The organism is Actinomadura miaoliensis (assembly GCF_039536785.1).
Lineage (GTDB): Bacteria > Actinomycetota > Actinomycetes > Streptosporangiales > Streptosporangiaceae > Spirillospora > Spirillospora miaoliensis.
The window spans coordinates 161,918-178,308 of the sequence record NZ_BAAAZG010000036.1 but is presented as its reverse complement, the minus strand read 5'-3'; the positions used below and the strand labels follow the sequence as shown (position 1 = coordinate 178,308).

17 protein-coding genes are annotated in these 16,391 nt (G+C 73.0%); 5 read left to right on the top strand and 12 right to left on the bottom strand.

Annotation, left to right across the window (positions count from 1 at the left end):
* Positions 1-28: 28 nt before the first annotated feature.
* From ABD811_RS24345 to ABD811_RS24330, 4 genes are read left to right on the top strand one after another with little or no spacing between them, the layout of a single operon-like run.
* Positions 29-373 (top strand): helix-turn-helix domain-containing protein, encoded by a 345-nt coding sequence (locus ABD811_RS24345; RefSeq protein WP_344952006.1) that lies wholly within the window; start codon positions 29-31, stop codon positions 371-373.
* Positions 374-389: 16 nt separating this feature from the next.
* The gene (locus ABD811_RS24340; RefSeq protein ID WP_344952003.1) at positions 390-1,517 is read left to right on the top strand and encodes an ADP-ribosylglycohydrolase family protein; all 1,128 of its coding nucleotides are present in this window, start codon (positions 390-392) and stop codon (positions 1,515-1,517) included.
* 43 nt (positions 1,518-1,560) lie between these two features.
* On the top strand, positions 1,561-2,073 hold the full coding sequence (locus ABD811_RS24335; protein ID WP_344952000.1) for a GNAT family N-acetyltransferase: 513 nt from the start codon (positions 1,561-1,563) through the stop codon (positions 2,071-2,073).
* 28 nt (positions 2,074-2,101) lie between these two features.
* On the top strand, positions 2,102-3,160 hold the full coding sequence (locus ABD811_RS24330; protein WP_344951997.1) for an SGNH/GDSL hydrolase family protein: 1,059 nt from the start codon (positions 2,102-2,104) through the stop codon (positions 3,158-3,160).
* 36 nt (positions 3,161-3,196) lie between these two features.
* Here ABD811_RS24330 and ABD811_RS24325 read toward each other — a convergent pair whose 3' ends face one another.
* From ABD811_RS24325 to pip, 12 genes are all read right to left on the bottom strand, one after another.
* Positions 3,197-4,330: an NAD(P)H-dependent flavin oxidoreductase gene (locus ABD811_RS24325; protein ID WP_344951994.1), complete on the bottom strand. Its 1,134-nt coding sequence runs from the start codon at positions 4,328-4,330 to the stop codon at positions 3,197-3,199.
* Positions 4,331-4,381: 51 nt separating this feature from the next.
* On the bottom strand, positions 4,382-4,780 hold the full coding sequence (locus ABD811_RS24320; protein WP_344951991.1) for a Zn-ribbon domain-containing OB-fold protein: 399 nt from the start codon (positions 4,778-4,780) through the stop codon (positions 4,382-4,384).
* 1 nt (position 4,781) lies between these two features.
* Complete coding sequence (locus ABD811_RS24315) at positions 4,782-5,957, bottom strand: thiolase family protein (RefSeq protein ID WP_344951988.1); 1,176 nt, start codon at positions 5,955-5,957, stop codon at positions 4,782-4,784.
* Between the two features lie 78 nt (positions 5,958-6,035).
* Positions 6,036-6,902 carry an ectoine/hydroxyectoine ABC transporter ATP-binding protein EhuA gene (gene ehuA / locus ABD811_RS24310; RefSeq protein WP_344951985.1) on the bottom strand — a complete coding sequence of 289 codons (867 nt, stop codon included), beginning with the start codon at positions 6,900-6,902 and terminating at the stop codon, positions 6,036-6,038.
* Entirely contained in the window at positions 6,889-7,542 is a 654-nt protein-coding gene (ehuD, locus tag ABD811_RS24305) for an ectoine/hydroxyectoine ABC transporter permease subunit EhuD (RefSeq protein WP_344951982.1), read from the bottom strand. The genes ehuA and ehuD overlap by 14 nt, the downstream gene beginning before the upstream one ends.
* Positions 7,542-8,255 (bottom strand): ectoine/hydroxyectoine ABC transporter permease subunit EhuC, encoded by a 714-nt coding sequence (gene ehuC / locus ABD811_RS24300; RefSeq protein WP_344951979.1) that lies wholly within the window; start codon positions 8,253-8,255, stop codon positions 7,542-7,544. The genes ehuD and ehuC overlap by 1 nt, the downstream gene beginning before the upstream one ends.
* A gap of 6 nt (positions 8,256-8,261) precedes the next feature.
* Entirely contained in the window at positions 8,262-9,158 is an 897-nt protein-coding gene (ehuB, locus tag ABD811_RS24295; protein WP_344951976.1) for an ectoine/hydroxyectoine ABC transporter substrate-binding protein EhuB, read from the bottom strand.
* Positions 9,159-9,388: 230 nt separating this feature from the next.
* Positions 9,389-10,297, bottom strand: a complete 909-nt coding sequence (gene thpD, locus ABD811_RS24290) for an ectoine hydroxylase (RefSeq protein WP_344951973.1) — start codon at positions 10,295-10,297, stop codon at positions 9,389-9,391.
* Positions 10,294-10,689, bottom strand: a complete 396-nt coding sequence (locus tag ABD811_RS24285; RefSeq protein ID WP_344951970.1) for an ectoine synthase — start codon at positions 10,687-10,689, stop codon at positions 10,294-10,296. The genes thpD and ABD811_RS24285 overlap by 4 nt, the downstream gene beginning before the upstream one ends.
* Before the next feature lie 33 nt (positions 10,690-10,722).
* Positions 10,723-11,985, bottom strand: a complete 1,263-nt coding sequence (gene ectB, locus ABD811_RS24280; protein WP_344951967.1) for a diaminobutyrate--2-oxoglutarate transaminase — start codon at positions 11,983-11,985, stop codon at positions 10,723-10,725.
* 237 nt (positions 11,986-12,222) lie between these two features.
* Positions 12,223-12,756, bottom strand: a complete 534-nt coding sequence (gene ectA / locus ABD811_RS24275; protein ID WP_344951964.1) for a diaminobutyrate acetyltransferase — start codon at positions 12,754-12,756, stop codon at positions 12,223-12,225.
* Positions 12,757-13,321: 565 nt separating this feature from the next.
* Entirely contained in the window at positions 13,322-14,284 is a 963-nt protein-coding gene (gene pip, locus ABD811_RS24270; RefSeq protein WP_344951961.1) for a prolyl aminopeptidase, read from the bottom strand.
* A 274-nt stretch (positions 14,285-14,558) separates the two neighbouring features.
* Here pip and ABD811_RS24265 point away from each other — a divergent pair, with 274 nt between their 5' ends.
* On the top strand, positions 14,559-16,382 hold the full coding sequence (locus ABD811_RS24265; RefSeq protein ID WP_344951958.1) for a hypothetical protein: 1,824 nt from the start codon (positions 14,559-14,561) through the stop codon (positions 16,380-16,382).
* The last annotated feature ends 9 nt before the right edge of the window (positions 16,383-16,391 follow it).

Genomic DNA, 16,391 nt, shown 5'->3' with positions numbered 1-16,391 from the left:
CGGGCAGGCGCAGTTCATCGAGCGTCCGGTGCCCGAGCCGAAGGTGGGCGACGCGATCTCCGACGCGGTCGCGTACGCGCTGGCGCACCTGGACGATCCTGGCCTGGACGTGGGCCGCCTGGCCGCCGCCGCGCACATGAGCCGCCGCACGTTCGACCGGAGGTTCCGGCAGGCCACCGGCGTGTCGCCGCTGCGCTGGCTGGTGACGCAGCGGGTGCTGCGCGCCCAGCACCTGCTGGAGAGCACGGACCTGGGCGTCGACGCGGTGGCCCGGCGGTCCGGGTTCGGCGACGGGGTGGCGATGCGTCCGCACTTCCGCCGGCTCGTGGGCGTGCCGCCGCAGGCGTACCGTGATGCCTTTCGTGCCGCCTGACCCCCGGGAGATCCGCATGCTCCGTCCGTCGTATCCCGACCCCGACCGTGTGCTCGGCTGCCTGCTGGGCGGGGCGATCGGGGACGCGCTCGGCGCCCCCGTCGAGGGGGTGCCGCTCGCGGAGATCCGGCGCCGCTACGGGCCCGACGGGATCACCGGCTACGTCCCGGGGCGGCTGCCCGCCGGGTCGATCACCGATGACACGCAGCTGACGATGTTCACCGTGCAGGCGCTGGTGCAGGCGTCCGTGCGGGCCAGGGCCAGGGGCATCGGCGGGGCGACGCCGGGCCTGCTGCAGTCGGCGTACCTGACGTGGCTCGGCGGGCAGGGCGTGCGGATGCCTCCGCAGCACTCGGCGTTCGGCCCGCTGACCATGGACCCGGCCATGACGAGCCGCCGGGCGCCGGGGCGGACCGTCCTGTCGGCGCTGCTCAAGGCGGCCGAACGGCAGCGGCCGGGCTGGCCGCTGGGCACGGTCGACGAACCGATCAACGATTCCAAGGGGTGCATGGGCGTCGTGCGGGCGGCGCCGTGCGGAATCGCGGCGGGCAGCGCCGAGCGGGCCTTCGAGCTGGGCCGCCAGGCGGCGGCGCTGACGCACGGGCACCCGGACGGCCAGCTCCCCGCGGGGGTGCTCGCCGCGACGGTGCACGGCCTGCTGTCCGGCGCCGGGCTGCGGGAGTCCCTCGACGCCGCCCGCGCGCTGCTGCGCGAGCAGCGGCGGCACCGGGAGACCTCCCGCGCCCTCGACAGGGCGGTCGAGATGGCCGCCGAGCCGCCGACGCCGGAACGCCTGGAAACCCTCGGCGGCGGCTGGACCGGGGAGGAGGCGCTGGCCATCGGCGTGTACGCGGCCCTGGCGGCCGAGCGGGAGGGTGCGCCGGAGGCCGTGGGACGGCGCGGCCTGCTGCTGGCCGTCAACCATTCCGGGGACAGCGACTCGACCGGCGCCGTCTGCGGGAACCTGCTCGGTGCCCGGTACGGGACGGCGGCGTTCCCGTCGGCGTGGCGGGACGGGCTCGAGGTGCGCGGCACGGTCGCCGCGATGGCCGACGACTGCGTGCAGGAGTTCGGGCCGAACCCGCCCACCGGCGACTACGGTGAGCCGCCGCTGTCGTGGCTGATGCGCTATCCGGAGGCGTGAAAAGGGTTTGATCGCGGCGGGCCGTGCGGTCGACGATCGGCGGATGGACGTGATGCCGCGCGTGGCGGAGCCCGGGGACCTGGCGGGGCTGGCCGCGATCGAGAAGTCGGCGGACGCGCTGTTCGCCCCGCTGGGGATCGTGTTCCCGCCCGGCCCCACCGTGATCGAGGAGATGATCGAGGAGGACGCGGAGATCCTCGTCGCGGGCAGGCCGCCGGTGGCGTTCGCGGCGGTGCGTCCCCTGGACGGCGCGACGTACCTGGAGCAGATCGCCGTGCACGCCGGCCACGTCCGCAAGGGCATCGGCACGCGGCTGCTGCGGGCGGTGCTCCAGCGGGCCGGGGCTCCCGGCGTGACACTGCTCACCTTCCGGGACGTGCCGTGGAACGCGCCGTGGTACGCCAGGCACGGCTTCGCCGAGTTTCCGCAGGAACGGTGGGGGTCCGGGCTGCGCGCCCACTGGGACGCCGAGGTAGCGGCGGGGCTGCACGAGCTCGGTCCCCGGGTGGCGATGTGGGGATCGGGCGGGAACTCGGGGCGCGGCAGGTTCGTCTGATCATGCGGGGACGAGGGAAGGGAGGGCGATGACGGGGCCGCGCTCCTGGCCGCGGCGGGTACGGGACCGCCTCGGTGACAGGGGTCTCGCCATCGCCCTCCTGCTGGTCCTCGTCGCGGTGGCGTTCACGCCGCTGGTGGCGTTTCCCGCGGTGCGCTGCGAGGTGTTCGGCAAGGGCTGCCCGCGGACGATCCACACGCTGCACGCCGAGCCGGTCACCTCCCCTCAGGCCGTCCCGCTGACCCCGGAGGAGGCCGCCACGCGGGGCGCGTACGTGGCGCTCGGCGACTCCTACTCCTCCGGCCTGGGCGCCGAGACGTCGGTGGCCGACCACAACCCGCTCAACCGGTGCCACCGCACGTCCAACGCCTACTACCACGACGTGGCCAAGGCGTTCCGGTTCGCGGGCGGCACGGCGTTCTGGGCCTGCTCGGGCGCGACCACCGCCGACGTCCTGGACGGCAAGTCCGGCGAGCCCGCCCAGCTCGGCCGGGTCAACGGCGACACCAGCCTGGTGACGATCAGCATCGGCGGCAACGACGTCGGCTTCTCCCGGGTGCTGGCCGGATGCGTGGTCAAGCTGCCGTGGAGCCGCGCCTGCCAGGACCAGGGCGGCGACATCGCCGCGCGGATGGCCGAGCTGCGCCGCACCCTGCCCGGCCTGATCGACAAGATCACCGATCGGGCGCCGCGCGCCCGGGTGGTCGTGATGGGCTATCCGCGGATGTTCTCCGAGGTCGACAACGCCTCCGGCGACAACATCGACGTGGCGGACCAGCGCTGGCTCAACGCCCGGGCCCGCGACCTGAACGAGCTGATCCGGCAGGCGGTGCGGGAGGCCGACGAGCGGCTGGCCGCCGCCCGCGCGCCGGGCAGCGTGGAGTTCGTGGACGCCTACAGCGCGTTCGCCGGGCACGAGGCGGGCAGTCTCGACCCGTACATGAACGGCCTGGCGGTGAACCTGGCCGGGTTGTCGGCCGAGCCGCGCAGCTTCCACCCCACGGTGAAGGGGCACCGGGCGCTGGCGGCGCTGTTCGTCGAGCAGATCAGGAAGGGGCCCGGCCGCCCGCTCAACCAGTTCCGCTGACGCCCGCCCGGGCGGCCGGTCCCAGGGAACCCGCGGTCAGCCGTCGGTGAGGGCGTTGAGCCGGTCGACGGCGTCGGCGAACTCCTCGATCATGTCGTAGACGACCTGGCGGGCGGGCCGGACGGAGTTCATCAGGCCCACGCACTGCCCGACGAAGTAGCCGGCCAGCTCGCGGGCGCCCGGGTTGCCGGTCTCGGCCGCCTTGGTGATCTGCCGCATCGCGCCCTCGGCGAGCACCATCTGCAGCGGCATGCCGAGCGGGCCGGGGCTGTCCGGGCCGTCCCACTCCTCGGTCCAGGCCGACCGCAGCTGCCGGGCGGGCTTGCCGGTGCGCGACCGCGAGCGGACGGTGTCGCGGGACGTGGCGGCGAGCATCTTGCTCTTGACCACCGGCGGCGTCTCGGCCTCCTCGGTGGTCAGCCACACCGAGCCGCACCACACGCCGGAGGCGCCCAGCGCCATCGCCGCGGCCATCTGGCGGCCGGTGGCGATGCCGCCGGCGGCCAGCACTGGGACGGGCGCCACGGTGTCCACGACCTCGGGGACCAGCACCATCGTGGAGATCTCGCCGGTGTGCCCGCCCGCCTCGCCGCCCTGCGCGACGATCAGGTCCACGCCCGCGGCGACCTGGCGGCGGGCGTGCTCGGCGGTGCCGACCAGCGCCGCGACCGGGACCCCCGCGGCCCGCGCGGCCTCCACCATGTGCGGCGGTGGCGGGCCGAGGGCGCTGGCGATCAGCCGGATGGGGTGGGCGAGGGCGACCTCGACCAGCTCGGTGGCGCCGCGTTCGGTGACGCCGGGGCCGCGCGCGCCGGACGTCCTGGCCTGGTCGAACTCCGGCAGCGGCACCCCGTACTTGTCGAAGAGCTCGGCCAGGAACGTCCAGTGCCGTTCGGGGACGGCCGCCAGCAGCCCGCCGAGATCGCCGGAGCCGCCGCGGGCGGCCTGGTCGATGCGGCCGGGGACCAGGACGTCCACGCCGTAGGGGCGGCCGCCGACGTGGTCGTCGATCCAGCGCAGCTCCTCCTCCAGGCGTTCGGGCGTGTAGGCGACGGCGCCGAGCACGCCGAAGCCGCCGGCGTTGGTGACGGCGGCGACCACGTCGCGGCAGTGGCTGAAGGCGAACAGCGGGAACTCGATGCCGAACCGTTCGCAGACCTCGGTGCGCATGCCTCCGACGCTAGGCGACCGAACCCCGTTCGGTCCAGGGGTGCGGAGCGTCTAGCGGGGACGGAACAGCACGTAGGACTCGCCCTCGGCGGGGTGCTCGAACACCGCGCGCAGCGGCAGTCCCTCCCGCAGCCGCGCCGGGTCGGCGCCGTCGAGGCGGGTGTGCAGCCACGGCCCCTCGGCCAGTTCCACCAGCGCCAGGCAGACGGGCGGCGGCACGGTGCCGTCGTCGGCGGGACGGCCGTGCAGGACGGTCCAGGTCACCAGGGTGGCCTCGCCGCTCGCCTCGGCCCAGCCGAGGTCGGACCCGCCGCAGCCGGGGCAGTCGCCGGCGTCCGGTGCCAGCCACCGGTCGCAGGCGTCGCACCGCCGCACGACCAGCCGCCCGGCGGCGGTGCCGTCGAAGAACGGGTCGGTGCGTCCGTCGCGGCGCAGGACGCCGAGGTCCATCTCAGGCTCCCTTCGCGTGCGGGCTGACGATCAGCGTGGAGTGGTGGTCCAGGACGCCGCCGTTGCCGCTGACCAGGATGACGTCGTTGCGGGGGGCCTGCCGGTCGCCGCCGTGGCCGCGGGCCTGGATCACCGCCTCCGACAGGGGCGTCATGCCCCACATGTAGTAGGCGGAGAGCTGCCCGCCCCCGGTGTTGGTGGGCAGCGCTCCGCCCGGCCCGAGCGCCCCGGACTCGGCGAACGGCCCGCCCTCGCCCTTGGCGCAGAATCCGTAGTCCTCCAGCGACACCAGCACCGTGTAGGTGTAGCAGTCGTAGAGCTGGCACATGTCGATGTCGCCGACGTTCACCCCGGCCATCTTCATCGCGACCGGGCCGGACACCGCCGCGCCGGTGGTGAGCCCGAAGTCGCTGCCGCGTTCCCTGCCGTGCCCGGGGTGCCCCTGGCCCCAGCCCCACAGGTGGACGGGCGGCTGGGCCAGGTCGCGGGCGCGGTCGGCGCCGGTGACGACGACGGCGATGGCGCCGTTGGACACCAGGCAGCAGTCCAGCAGGTGCAGCGGTTCGGCGACCCACCGGGAGTTCTGGTGGTCGGCCAGGGTGATCGGCTCGCGCATCTGCGCCAGCGGGTTGCGCGTCGCCCACCGGCGGGTGGCGACCGCGATCGCGCCGAGCTGCTCGCTGGTGGTGCCGTAGCGGGCCATGTGCCGCTGGGCGGCCAGCGCGTAGAACGCGTTGACGCTGCGGAACCCCAGCGCGGCGGTCATGCCGCCGTACCCGTACCACTCGGGGGCGTCGCGGTGGTACGCCGAGCCCGCCGACTGCTTCGGCCGTAGCGGCGCGTCGGCGAACACGCAGGCGACGGTGGACGCGGCGCCGCTGAGCACCGACATCGCCGCGTACGCCACCATCGCCCCGGCGGTGGCGCCGAACGCGTTCATCTGCGTCAGCAGCCGCAGGTCGCGCAGGCCCAGCGTGTCGGCCAGCTCGATGCCGGGCGAGCCGCCCATGCCGTGGCTGACCAGCAGCCCGTCCAGGTCGTCCAGGGTCAGCCCGGCGTCGGCGACGGCCCGCCGCACCGCGTCGGCCGCGAGCCTGCGCGGGCTGCGCCCGTAGACCTTGCCGAGCTCGGTCATGCCCAGTCCCGCGATCGCGGCGCCCGCCGTGGGTCCCGTCACGCCCCCTCCTTCGCCCTGCGTCCTCCCCAACGTTACCGAATCCGATTCTGGTCATCGTGGGGGAGGGGGCGGCGGCGGTCAGGACGCGAGGATCGCCTGCAGGAAGTCGCGGGTGCGCTGCTCGGTGGGCGCCTCGAAGATCCGCTCCGGCGGGCCCTCCTCGACGATCTGCCCCTCGTCGAACATCAGCACCCGGTCGGAGATGTCGCGCGCGAAGTGCATCTCGTGCGTCACGCACAGCATGGTCAGGTCGCTGCCGCGGGCGATGTCGCGCAGCAGGTCCTGCACGCCGACGACCAGCTCGGGGTCCAGCGCCGAGGTGACCTCGTCCAGCAGCAGCACCTTGGGCTCCATGGCCAGCGCCCGGGCGATCGCCACCCGCTGCTGCTGCCCGCCCGACAGCTGCGACGGATGCGCGTCGATCTTGTCGGCCAGCCCCACCATGTCCAGCAGGCGGCGGGCCCGCTCGACCGCCTCCTCCCTGGACAGCCCCAGCACGCGCACCGGCGCCTCGGTCAGGTTGCGCAGCACGTTCATGTTGGGGAACAGGTTGAACTGCTGGAACACCATGCCGACCTGCTTGCGCATCTCGTGCAGGTGCCGCTCGCCGGCCGGGACGAGCCGGTCGCCGCGCGGCATGTGCGACAGCGGCCGGTCGCCGATCCAGATCACCCCGCCGTCGACCTTCTCCAGCGTCATCAGCAGCCGCAGGATCGTGGTCTTGCCCGAGCCGCTCGGCCCGATCAGCGTCACCCGCTCGCCGGGCGCGACCTGGAAGTCCAGCTCGCGCAGCACCACGTTGCCGCCGAAGCGCTTGACCACCTTCTCGAAGCGGATGCCCGGCGTGCCCTCGGCCGGCAGCGGAAGGCCGGGCGCGGGGCGGTTGCCGCCCTCCGGGGACTCCTCGGGCGTGGGCGCGGTCGGTGCGATGTCAGTAGGTGGCATAACGCCTCTCCAGGCGACGGACGACGATGGACGACAGCACGCTCACGATCACGAACAGCACGCCCACGACCGTGATCGGCTCCAGGTACCGCAGCGTCTCGGCCCCGGCCTGGTAGGCGGCCCCGAGCATCTCGCTGACGTTGATCGCCAGCAGCAGCGGCGAGTCCTTGAACATGGCGATCAGGTAGTTGCCGAGGCTCGGCACCACCTTGCGCACCGCCTGCGGCAGGATCACGTCCTGCCAGGCGCGGTGCCGCGGCAGGTTCAGCGCGGTGCACGCCTCCCACTGGCCGCGCGGCACGTCGGCGATGCCGGCCCGGTACACCTCGGAGGTGTACGTCGAGTAGTGCAGCCCAAGGCCGATCACCCCCGCCGTCAGCGCGCCGAGCGTCAGCCCCCAGGTGGGCAGCACGTAGAAGATGAAGAACAGCTGCACCAGCAGCGGGGTGCTGCGGATGAACTCCACCACCCACCGCACCGTCTGGTTGACGGCCCGGCTGGGGGTGCGCCGCAGCAGCGTCCACACCAGGCCCAGCACCAGCGCGATCAGGTAGCCGAGCACGGTGGCGAGCACGGTGACGCGCAGCCCGTCCAGCAGGTCCGGCAGGATGTCGCCGGTGTAGTTCCAGTCCCAGGTCATCAGCCCTTCACCGCCCCCACGCCGGACGCCACCGGGGGCGGCGCGGCCTCACGCCGGGCGGGCCGCCGGCCCAGCATCCGGTCCACGCGCCGCTCGGCGTACCGCACGGCCAGCTGCAGCACCTGCGCGATCACGAAGTACACCACCAGGATGACCAGGAACGTCGCGGTCGTCTCCCCCGTGGAGGAGCGGACCTGCTGGGCCCGGAACGTCAGGTCCCCGATGGTGATCAGGGAGACCAGGGCGGTGCCCTTCATCAGCTCGATCAGCAGGTTGCCGAACGGCGGCAGCATCAGCGCCACCGCCTGCGGCAGCGTCACCCGCAGCGTCCGCTGCCACGGGGTGAAGTTCAGCGCGACCGCCGCCTCGTACTGCGCCCTGGGCACGGCGTTCACCGCGCCGCGCACCACCTCGGCGCCGTACGCGCCGATGTTGAGGCCCAGCGACAGCACCGCCGCGGCGATCGGCGTGAACCTGAACCCCACCAGCGGCAGCGCGTAGAACATCCAGTACATCAGCACCAGCGTGGCGGTGCCGCGGAAGAACTCCACGTACACCCGGTTCAGCGCGCGGACGGCGCCGTGCCGCGAGGTGCCCGCCAGACCGAACACCAATGCCAGCACCAGCGCCAGCGCCGACCCGTACACCGTCAGCTGGACGGTGATCCACGCGCCCCGCAGCAGTTGCGGATAGGCGTCAAGGACGTCCGACATGACCGATCAGCCCTGGCAGAAGACGGCGGCGGTGTCGTTCGGGCCGGGCATGTCGGCCTGGGTGAACCCGAACGGCTGCAGGATCGGCAGCAGCCGGTTGGAGCGCTTGAGCTCGGCGAGCTTGTCGTTGAACGCCTTGAGCAGGTCGCCGTCGGCCTTGCGGAAGGCGAACGCCCCCGCCCCCTTCTGCTCCTTGCCGCCGATGACGGGGGTGAACGCGTCGGTGAGCTCGAACGGCTCGCCCTTGTGCTTGGACAGCAGGTCGGCCAGCGAGATGCGGGTCAGCGCGATGCAGTCGACGCGCTTGGCCTTCAGCCCCTCGTAGGCGCTGGGCTGGTCGGGGAAGGTCTTGATGTTGCTCTTCTTCACGCCGAGCTTCTCGGCGTACCCGGCCTCCACGGCGCCGGTCAGCACGCCGACGCGCAGGTTCTTGGCGGCGGCGTCCTCGAACTTGGCGATGCCGTCGGGGTTGCCCTTCGGCACCATGAACGCGCTCTTGGCGATGTACTCGGGGTCGGAGAACGCCACCGCCGCGCAGCGGTCGGGCGTGATGAACATGCCGGCGGAGATCACGTCGAAGCGGCGGGCGTTCAGGCCGCCGATCAGCCCGCCGAAGTCGACCTGGACTCCCTCGACCGTGCCGATGCCCAGCTCCTTGAAGATGACGCGGGCCAGCTCGGGCGCCTCCCCGGTCAGCTTGCCGGAGGTGTCGGTGAAGCCGTAGGGGGCCTCGTTGGCGAAGCCGACCCTGATCTTGCCGTCCTGCCGGGCGCGTTCCAGGGTGCCCCCGCCCTGGCGCTCCTGCTCGGGATCGGTCCGCGAGCAGCCGGCGGCGGCCAGCGGGACCGCCCCGGCCAGCACGGCCGCGGTGCGCAGGAAGTGGCGTCTCGTCGAGGAAGTCATCGTCGAACTCCTGAAGTGATGCCCCGCGACCGTTCTCGCCCGCGGCGGCGCGGCGGGCGGCTCCGTTGGTCGCGGGGCCGGGCTTGGCGGTGGTCGGGTGCGGGACGGGCGGTCGCGCCGGGGCGGGACCGCCCGTCCCGCCGTGGGCTCGTCCGCGCCGGGCGGGGCGGGGCGGCGGCGGACGGCGCACAGATCATGGACAGAGGCCGGTCAACCGGCCGCGGACGGCGTCAGTCGCGGACGGGGGTGAAGTCGCGGGCGCCGATGAACGACGGCCGTGGCGCGGGCGCGGAGAACGGCTCGGCGCAGGCGTTGTCGACGCTGTTGAACACGATGAACACGTTCGAGCGCGGGAACGGGGTGATGTTGCCGTTGGAGCCGTGCATGCAGTTGCAGTCGAACATCGTCGCCGAGCCCGCCGGGCCGGTGAACAGCTCGATGCCGTGCTTGTCGGCCAGGATCGACAGGCTGCCCGGGTCGGGCGTGCCGATCTCCTGGCTGCGCAGCGACTCCTTGTAGTGGTCGGCCGGGGTCTCCCCGACGCAGGCCACGAACGTCTTGTGCGACCCCGGCATGATCATCAGGCCGCCGTTGTGGACGAAGTTCTCGGTGAGGGCGATGGAGATGCTCACCGCGCGCATGCGCGGCATCCCGTCCTCGGCGTGCCAGGTCTCGAAGTCGGAGTGCCAGTAGAAGTCCTTGCCGGTGAACCCGGGCTTGTAGTTGACCCGGCTCTGGTGCACGTAGACGTCGCCGCCGAGGATCTGCCGGGCCCGGCCGACCACGCGCGGGTCGCGCACCAGGTCGGCGAACACCTGGCTGATCCGGTGCACCTCGAAGATGGAGCGGACCTCGTCCGAGCCGCGCTCGGTGATCGTCCGCTCGTCGGCGAGGATCTTCGGGTCGGAGGCCAGGCGGCGCAGCTCGGCGCGGTAGGTCTCCACCTCCTCGGGCAGCAGCAGCTGCTCGACCGTCAGATAGCCGTTCGCCTCGTACGACCGCAGGGTCTCGGCGTCGATCGGGCCGTCGTCCGGGCCGCCGTACACCACGGGGTCCTGGCGGTACAGCAGCGCGGGCTCGGTCGCCTTGCGGGTGGGATAGGCGTCGGTGCTCGTCGGATGGGACTCGATGACACTCATGCGTCCTCCTCGGTCAGCAGCGGATAGACACCGTTCTCGTCATGCACCTCCCGGCCGGTGCAGGGCGGGTTGAAGACGCAGACCGTCCGCACGTCGGTGTGGGCGCGCAGCGTGTGGTGTTCATGCCCGTCGAGCAGGTACATGACGCCCGGTTCGATCCGGTGCTTCTCGCCGGTCTCCTCGTTGACCAGCTCGCCCTGTCCCTCGACGCAGTAGACGGCCTCGATGTGGTTGGCGTACCACATCTTCGTCTCGGTGCCCGCGTACAGCACCGTGTCGTGCAGGGAGAACCCGACGCCCTCCTTGGCCAGCACCAGGCGGCGGCTCTCCCAGGTCGGCGCCTTCACGTCGCGGTCGGTGCCGATGATGTCCTTCAGTGACCTGACGATCATTCGATGCTCCTCTCCAGCGGCCGTGGCGCGGGTTCAGGCGGCCACGGCGGTGCGGACGGCCTTGACCGAGTCGGCCAGGATCTCCAGGCCGGCGGCCAGCTCCGCCTCCGTGGTGGTCAGCGGCGGCAGCAGCTTGACGACCTCGCCCTCGGGCCCGGAGGTCTCCATCAGCAGGCCGCGCTCGAACGCCTCGGCGCACACCTTCGGCGCCAGCTCCGGCTCCCGCATGACCAGGCCCCACACCAGGCCCCGGCCGCGCACCGAGTCCACCGCGCCCGCGTGCTCCAGCGCGATCTCGTGCAGCGCCTGCTCCACCTGCTCGCCCTTGGCCAGGGTCTGCTTCTCCAGGCCCTCGCCGGCCCAGTGGTCCTCCAGCGCGCCGGTGGCGGTCACCATCGCGGGGTTGAAGCCGCGGAAGGTGCCGTTGTGCTCGCCGGGCTCCCACACGTCCAGCTCGCGCCGCATCAGCGTCACCGCCATCGGCAGCCCGTAGCCGCTCAGCGACTTGGACAGGCAGACGATGTCCGGGGTGAGCCCGGCCTCCTCGAAGCTGAAGAACGGGCCGGTGCGGCCGCAGCCCATCTGCACGTCGTCGACGATCAGCAGGATGTCGTGGCGGCGGCACAGGTCCTGCAGGCCGCGCAGCCACTCGGCGCTGGCCACGTTGATGCCGCCCTCGCCCTGCACGGTCTCGACGATCACCGCGGCGGGCTTGTCCAGGCCGCTGCCGCTGTCGTCCAGCATCGTCTCGAACAGCAGGAAGTCGGGGGTGCGGCCGTCCAGGTAGTTGTCGTAGGGCATGGCCACGCCGTGGCCCAGCGGCACGCCCGCGCCGGTGCGCTTCATCGAGTTGCCGGTCACCGCCAGCGCCCCCAGCGTCATGCCGTGGAAGGCGTTGGTGAAGCTGACGATCGTCTCCCGGCCGGTGTACTTGCGCGCCAGCTTCAGCGCGGCCTCCACCGCGTGGTTGCCCGCCGGACCCGGGAACTGCACCTTGTAGTCCAGGCCGCGCGGTTTGAGCACCACCTCGTCGAAACGTTCCAGGAACCGCCGTTTGGCGGCGGTGTACATGTCGAGCGAGTGCACGATCGCGTCACCCGCCAGGTAGTCCAGCAGCCGGCGTTTCAGCGCCGGGTCGTTGTGCCCGTAGTTGAGCGTGCCCGCCCCCGCGAAGAAGTCCAGGTACGTCTTTCCGTTCTCGTCGGTGATATGGCTGCCCTGCGCGGTGGTGAACACCGCGGGCCAGCCTCTGCAGTAGCCGCGTACCTCGGATTCGAGACGAGCGAATACGTCCATGTGTTCTGCCTCCGGCGGTCTGGTGGGATGAACGATCGGAGAAAAGGGCCGTACGGTGGTCGGAACGGTCGGGATGGGAATCCGGGCGAATCTGAGAACGGGCTGGAACGGAAAAGGGCCGGGATCGGAAACGGGGAGTCGCGGGCGCGGACCGGTTCGGGGTGTCGCGCGCGGGGCGCGTGCGCCGCGTCGGCGGGGCCCTGCCGCAGGGCCCGCGCGGGCGCCGCGCGGTGGCCGTCAGGGGTGGTTCAGGGGGCCGATGCGGAACAGGATCTCGGGCTCGTGGCCGGCGGGAAGGTGCTCGTCACCGAACAGCGGGCTGCGGACCACCGGGCAGCCGCGGCCCCGGGCGAACGATTCGAACATCGCCGCGCTGGCGGCGTTGCCGGGCGTGACCGTCGCCTCCATGTACCGGCAGCCCAGCTCGGGCATCCGGTCGCCGAGCCGGTCCAGCATGCGCCGGGCCAGGCCCTGGCCGCGGTGGGCGCGGTCGACCGCGACCTGCCACACGAACAGCGTGTCGCGCCGGTCGGGACGCACGTAACCGGTGACGAAACCGCACGCGGCGCCGTCCGCCCGGGCCACCACGGAGGTGCCGGAGAAATCGCGGCACCAGAGCACGTAACTGTATGGCGAGTTGACGTCCAGCACGTTCGAGTCCCGCGCGAGCCGCCACATCTCGGGACCGTCGGCAAGTTCCGGCTCCCGGAGCCGGACCGCCGACTCGTCCCCGGGCGGCGGGGATGTCGAGTGCAGGGATTGCGTTGCCATGTGAAAGAAACTTAGCGAACGGTCCTGGACGCCCCGCCGGCATTGTTATCGACGAGATGTTTGGCATTCCCGCGACCGGGTAGGGGGAGATGCTTGCTCGATTCCGGCGCGTTCGGCGCGCGCATCGGCGGCGGGCGACCGCGCCGTTCTCCCCCGCACGCAGGGGAATCCGCGTAACTCTCACCGGACGCGCCGGCGCCCGTCCCGCTCGCCACCGTGGGTGACGCGGTGTGCACAGGGCCCGGCCCGAATGTTTCAATTGTGTGAGCTAAATCACGCAATCTTCATGACAACTGGGCAACCTGGCGGTGCGTCGCGGCGTGTCCAGTGGGACGAAACGCGATTTGGGTGATATGTGAGGCGCGCCATGCGCCGTCCCCACCCCCTGCCCGTCCCACGGCGCCCAAACCTCGCCGCGGACATTCGCCGTCCACGCCCCGGCTCGAGAAGGCGCGCCGCCCCGCCCCCGTCCGCCGTCCCGGCCCACGCCGACGCTCAAGACGGCGCGCCGCCCGCGGTCCCCCGCGGGCGGCGCCGAACAGACGTCAGGGCGGCGTGGAAGGGCTCAGCGGGCGAAGCGGTCGGTCGCCTGGATGAGGTGGTGCAGGATGCCGGGCTCGTCGTAGGAGTGGCCCGCGTCGTCCACGATATGGAACTCGGCCTCGGGCCAGGCGCGGTGCAGGTCCCAGGCGGTGGCGGGCGGCGTGCAGACGTCGTAGCGGCCCTGCACGATGACGGCCGGGATGTGCCGGATCTTGTCGACGTCGCGCAGCAGCTGCTCGTCGTCGAAGAAGCCCTCGTTGACGAAGTAGTGGTTCTCGATGCGGGCGAACGCCACCGCGAAGTCCGGGTCGCCGAACGAGTCCACCAGGGCGGGGGCGGGACGCAGCTTCATCGTGCCCGCCTCCCACTGCGACCAGGCCCGCGCGGCGGCCACGCGCACGTCGCGGTCGGGGGAGTTGAGGCGCTCGTGGTAGGCGCGCAGGAGGTCCTCGCGTTCGTCCTCGGGAATGGGCGCCAGGTACTTCTCCCACAGATCGGGGAACATGAGCGAGGCGCCTTCCTGGTAGAACCAGTACAGCTCGAACGGCCGGAGGGTGAAGATGCCCCGTAGCACCAGCTCGCTGACCCGGTCGGGGTGCGTCTGCGCGTACGCCAGCGCCAGCGCGCTGCCCCACGACCCCCCGAACACCAGCCACCGTTCGATGCCCAGGTGCTCGCGCAGCCGTTCCATGTCGGCGACCAGGTGCCAGGTGGTGTTGTTCTCCAGCGACACCTCGGGGTCGGCGGCGTGCGGCAGGCTGCGCCCGCAGTTGCGCTGGTCGAACAGCACGATCCGGTACGCCTCGGGGTCGAACTGCCGGCGGTGCGCGGGCGTGCAGCCCCCGCCGGGCCCGCCGTGCAGCATCACCGCGGGTTTGCCGTCGGGGTTCCCGCAGACCTCCCAGTGGATCCGGTTGCCGTCGCCGACGTCCAGCAGCCCGGAATCATACGGTTCGATCGGCGGATACAGGGTCGCAAGCTCCATGAGCTGTGATTGTTTCATCTCACGCGACGGCCCGTGAGATGCCGCACCCGCGGCATGATCTGCGGGAAAGGACCGTGAGGATCAAGAAACTAAACCCCAAACAGGGCAAACGCTGTGGTGATCGGCACTAGAGTGCCTTCCATATGCCAAGCGACGAGCCGCCAGGCGAGGAGTGCAGCGAACAGATGAGCACAGCAGCCCCGCGACCGTTGCTCCGCGCCCGCGCCGCCCGGCGGGTCGGCCGAGTACGGCGAGGAGAACTTGGAGGGCCGGAGTGAGCGAGCTGAACGGGTCGGGCGGCGGACGCAAGATCCCGGACGCGGCCTCTCCCTGGCCCGTTCCCGCGGCGCAGCAGCCCATCAAGGCCGGCGGGCACGCGGGCGAGGTGGGCGGCCGGAGCGACCACGACCTGGCCGAGGCGCAGCCGTGGGACATCGTCGAGCGGCTGCGGCAGATGGCCGACCTGATCGGGGACGCGCTCGCCGCCGGTGAGCGCAAGGTCGCCGAGGCCCACGACGACGCCCAGAGCCAGGTCGCGGCGATGCAGGCCGAGAAGGAGTCGGCGCAGCGCGACGCGGCGGCGGCCTGGGGTGAGGTGCAGCGTGCGCGGGGGCAGGCCGAGGAGGCCGACCGGCGTGCGCTGGAGGCCGAGCGGCGGCTGGCCGAGGCGCAGAATGAGGCGCAGTCCCAGATCGCGGCCATGCAGGCCGAGAAGCAGACCCAGGTCGCGGCGATGCAGGCCGAGAAGGAGTCGGCGCAGCGCGACGCGGCGGCGGCCTGGGGTGAGGTGCAGCGTGCGCGGGGGCAGGCCGAGGAGGCCGACCGGCGCGCGCTGGAGGCCGAGCGGCGGCTGGCCGAGGCGCAGAGCGAGGCGCAGGCCCAGATCGCGGCCATGCAGGCCGAGAAGGCCGCCATGCAGGCCGAGAAGGAGACCGCCCAGCGCGACGCGGCCGCCGCCTGGAACCAGGCCCAGCAGGGACGCGTCCAGGCCGACCAGGCACGCGGACAGGCCGAGCAGGCCCGAGCCCAGGCCGAGCAGGCGCGTGTGCAGGCCGAGCAGGCCCGCGCCCAGATGGAACAGGCCCGCGCGCAGATGGAGCAGGCCCAGGCGCAGGCCGAGCAGGCCGAGCGCAGGGTCGCCGAGGCCGAGGCCACCGTCCGGCAGGCCATGGCGCAGCGCGACGCGATGAGCGAGGCCCGCGACGACGCCCTGCGCGCCGTCGAGGACGCCGTCACCGCGCGGCGCGCCGCCGAGGCCGAGCGCGACCGGCTCGCCGAGCAGGCCGCCGAGCTGTCGCGGGCGCTGGAGAGCGCGCACGGCGAGCTGTCGGCGCTGCGCGCCAAGGCCGCCGACGCCGAGCTGACCGCCAAGAACCTGCAGCAGGTCGCCGCGGCGGCCGCCAAGGAGTCCGAGGACGCCCGGCGCCGCGCCGGTGAGGCCGAGCTGCGCGCGCAGGAGGCCGAACGGCGGGCCCAGGAGGCCGAGCGCCGCGCCACGGACGCCGACCGGCGGGCCGCCGAGGCCGACCGGCGGGTGGCCGACGCCGACCGGCTGGTGCAGAAGGCCGGCAAGGAGCGCGAGCAGGCCCTCGACACGGCCGCGCAGTCGCTGGAGGCCGCCAAGAAGGCCGAACGCGAGCGCGACGCCGCCGTGGCGGCCCGCGCCCAGCTGGAGCAGACCCGCGCTCAGCTTGAGCAGAGCCGCGCCCAGCTGGAGCAGGCGCGCGACGCGGCCGACCGGGCCCGGGAGGCGGCCGAACGGGCGCGCGACGCCGCGCTGCAGGCGCAGGCGCAGGCCGAGTCGGAGCTGACGCTGGCGCGCGGCCGGGCCGAGTCGGCCGAGCGTGAGCGCGACAAGGCCATGGCGGGCATGCGGCAGATGGCCGCCGAGCGCGACGCGGTCGCCGAGAAGCTCGGCGAGCGCGAGCAGTGGGTCGACCAGCTCGCGCAGGCGGTCACCGAGCAGCGCGCGGCCATCGCCGAGCTGTCGCAGGAGCGCGACAGCGCCCGCAACGCCGCCGACCAGGCCCGCTCGCTGATCGACGAGCTCACCCGGCAGCTGCGCACGATCATGCCGACCGCGGCCCCGCGGATCTGACCGCCGCGC

Excerpts from the sequence above, each read along its gene's own strand:
- ectA (WP_344951964.1), bottom strand. The coding sequence starts at position 12,756 with ATGGCAACGCAATCCCTGCACTCGACATCCCCGCCGCCCGGGGACGAG.
- ehuC (WP_344951979.1), bottom strand. The coding sequence starts at position 8,255 with ATGTCGGACGTCCTTGACGCCTATCCGCAACTGCTGCGGGGCGCGTGG.
- ABD811_RS24325 (WP_344951994.1), bottom strand. The coding sequence starts at position 4,330 with ATGCGCACCGAGGTCTGCGAACGGTTCGGCATCGAGTTCCCGCTGTTC.
- ABD811_RS24320 (WP_344951991.1), bottom strand. The coding sequence starts at position 4,780 with ATGGACCTCGGCGTCCTGCGCCGCGACGGACGCACCGACCCGTTCTTC.
- ABD811_RS24330 (WP_344951997.1), top strand. The coding sequence starts at position 2,102 with ATGACGGGGCCGCGCTCCTGGCCGCGGCGGGTACGGGACCGCCTCGGT.
- thpD (WP_344951973.1), bottom strand. The coding sequence starts at position 10,297 with ATGAGTGTCATCGAGTCCCATCCGACGAGCACCGACGCCTATCCCACC.
- ehuA (WP_344951985.1), bottom strand. The coding sequence starts at position 6,902 with ATGCCACCTACTGACATCGCACCGACCGCGCCCACGCCCGAGGAGTCC.
- ehuD (WP_344951982.1), bottom strand. The coding sequence starts at position 7,542 with ATGACCTGGGACTGGAACTACACCGGCGACATCCTGCCGGACCTGCTG.
- ABD811_RS24285 (WP_344951970.1), bottom strand. The coding sequence starts at position 10,689 with ATGATCGTCAGGTCACTGAAGGACATCATCGGCACCGACCGCGACGTG.
- ehuB (WP_344951976.1), bottom strand. The coding sequence starts at position 9,158 with ATGACTTCCTCGACGAGACGCCACTTCCTGCGCACCGCGGCCGTGCTG.
- pip (WP_344951961.1), bottom strand. The coding sequence starts at position 14,284 with ATGGAGCTTGCGACCCTGTATCCGCCGATCGAACCGTATGATTCCGGG.
- ABD811_RS24340 (WP_344952003.1), top strand. The coding sequence starts at position 390 with ATGCTCCGTCCGTCGTATCCCGACCCCGACCGTGTGCTCGGCTGCCTG.
- ABD811_RS24335 (WP_344952000.1), top strand. The coding sequence starts at position 1,561 with ATGGACGTGATGCCGCGCGTGGCGGAGCCCGGGGACCTGGCGGGGCTG.
- ectB (WP_344951967.1), bottom strand. The coding sequence starts at position 11,985 with ATGGACGTATTCGCTCGTCTCGAATCCGAGGTACGCGGCTACTGCAGA.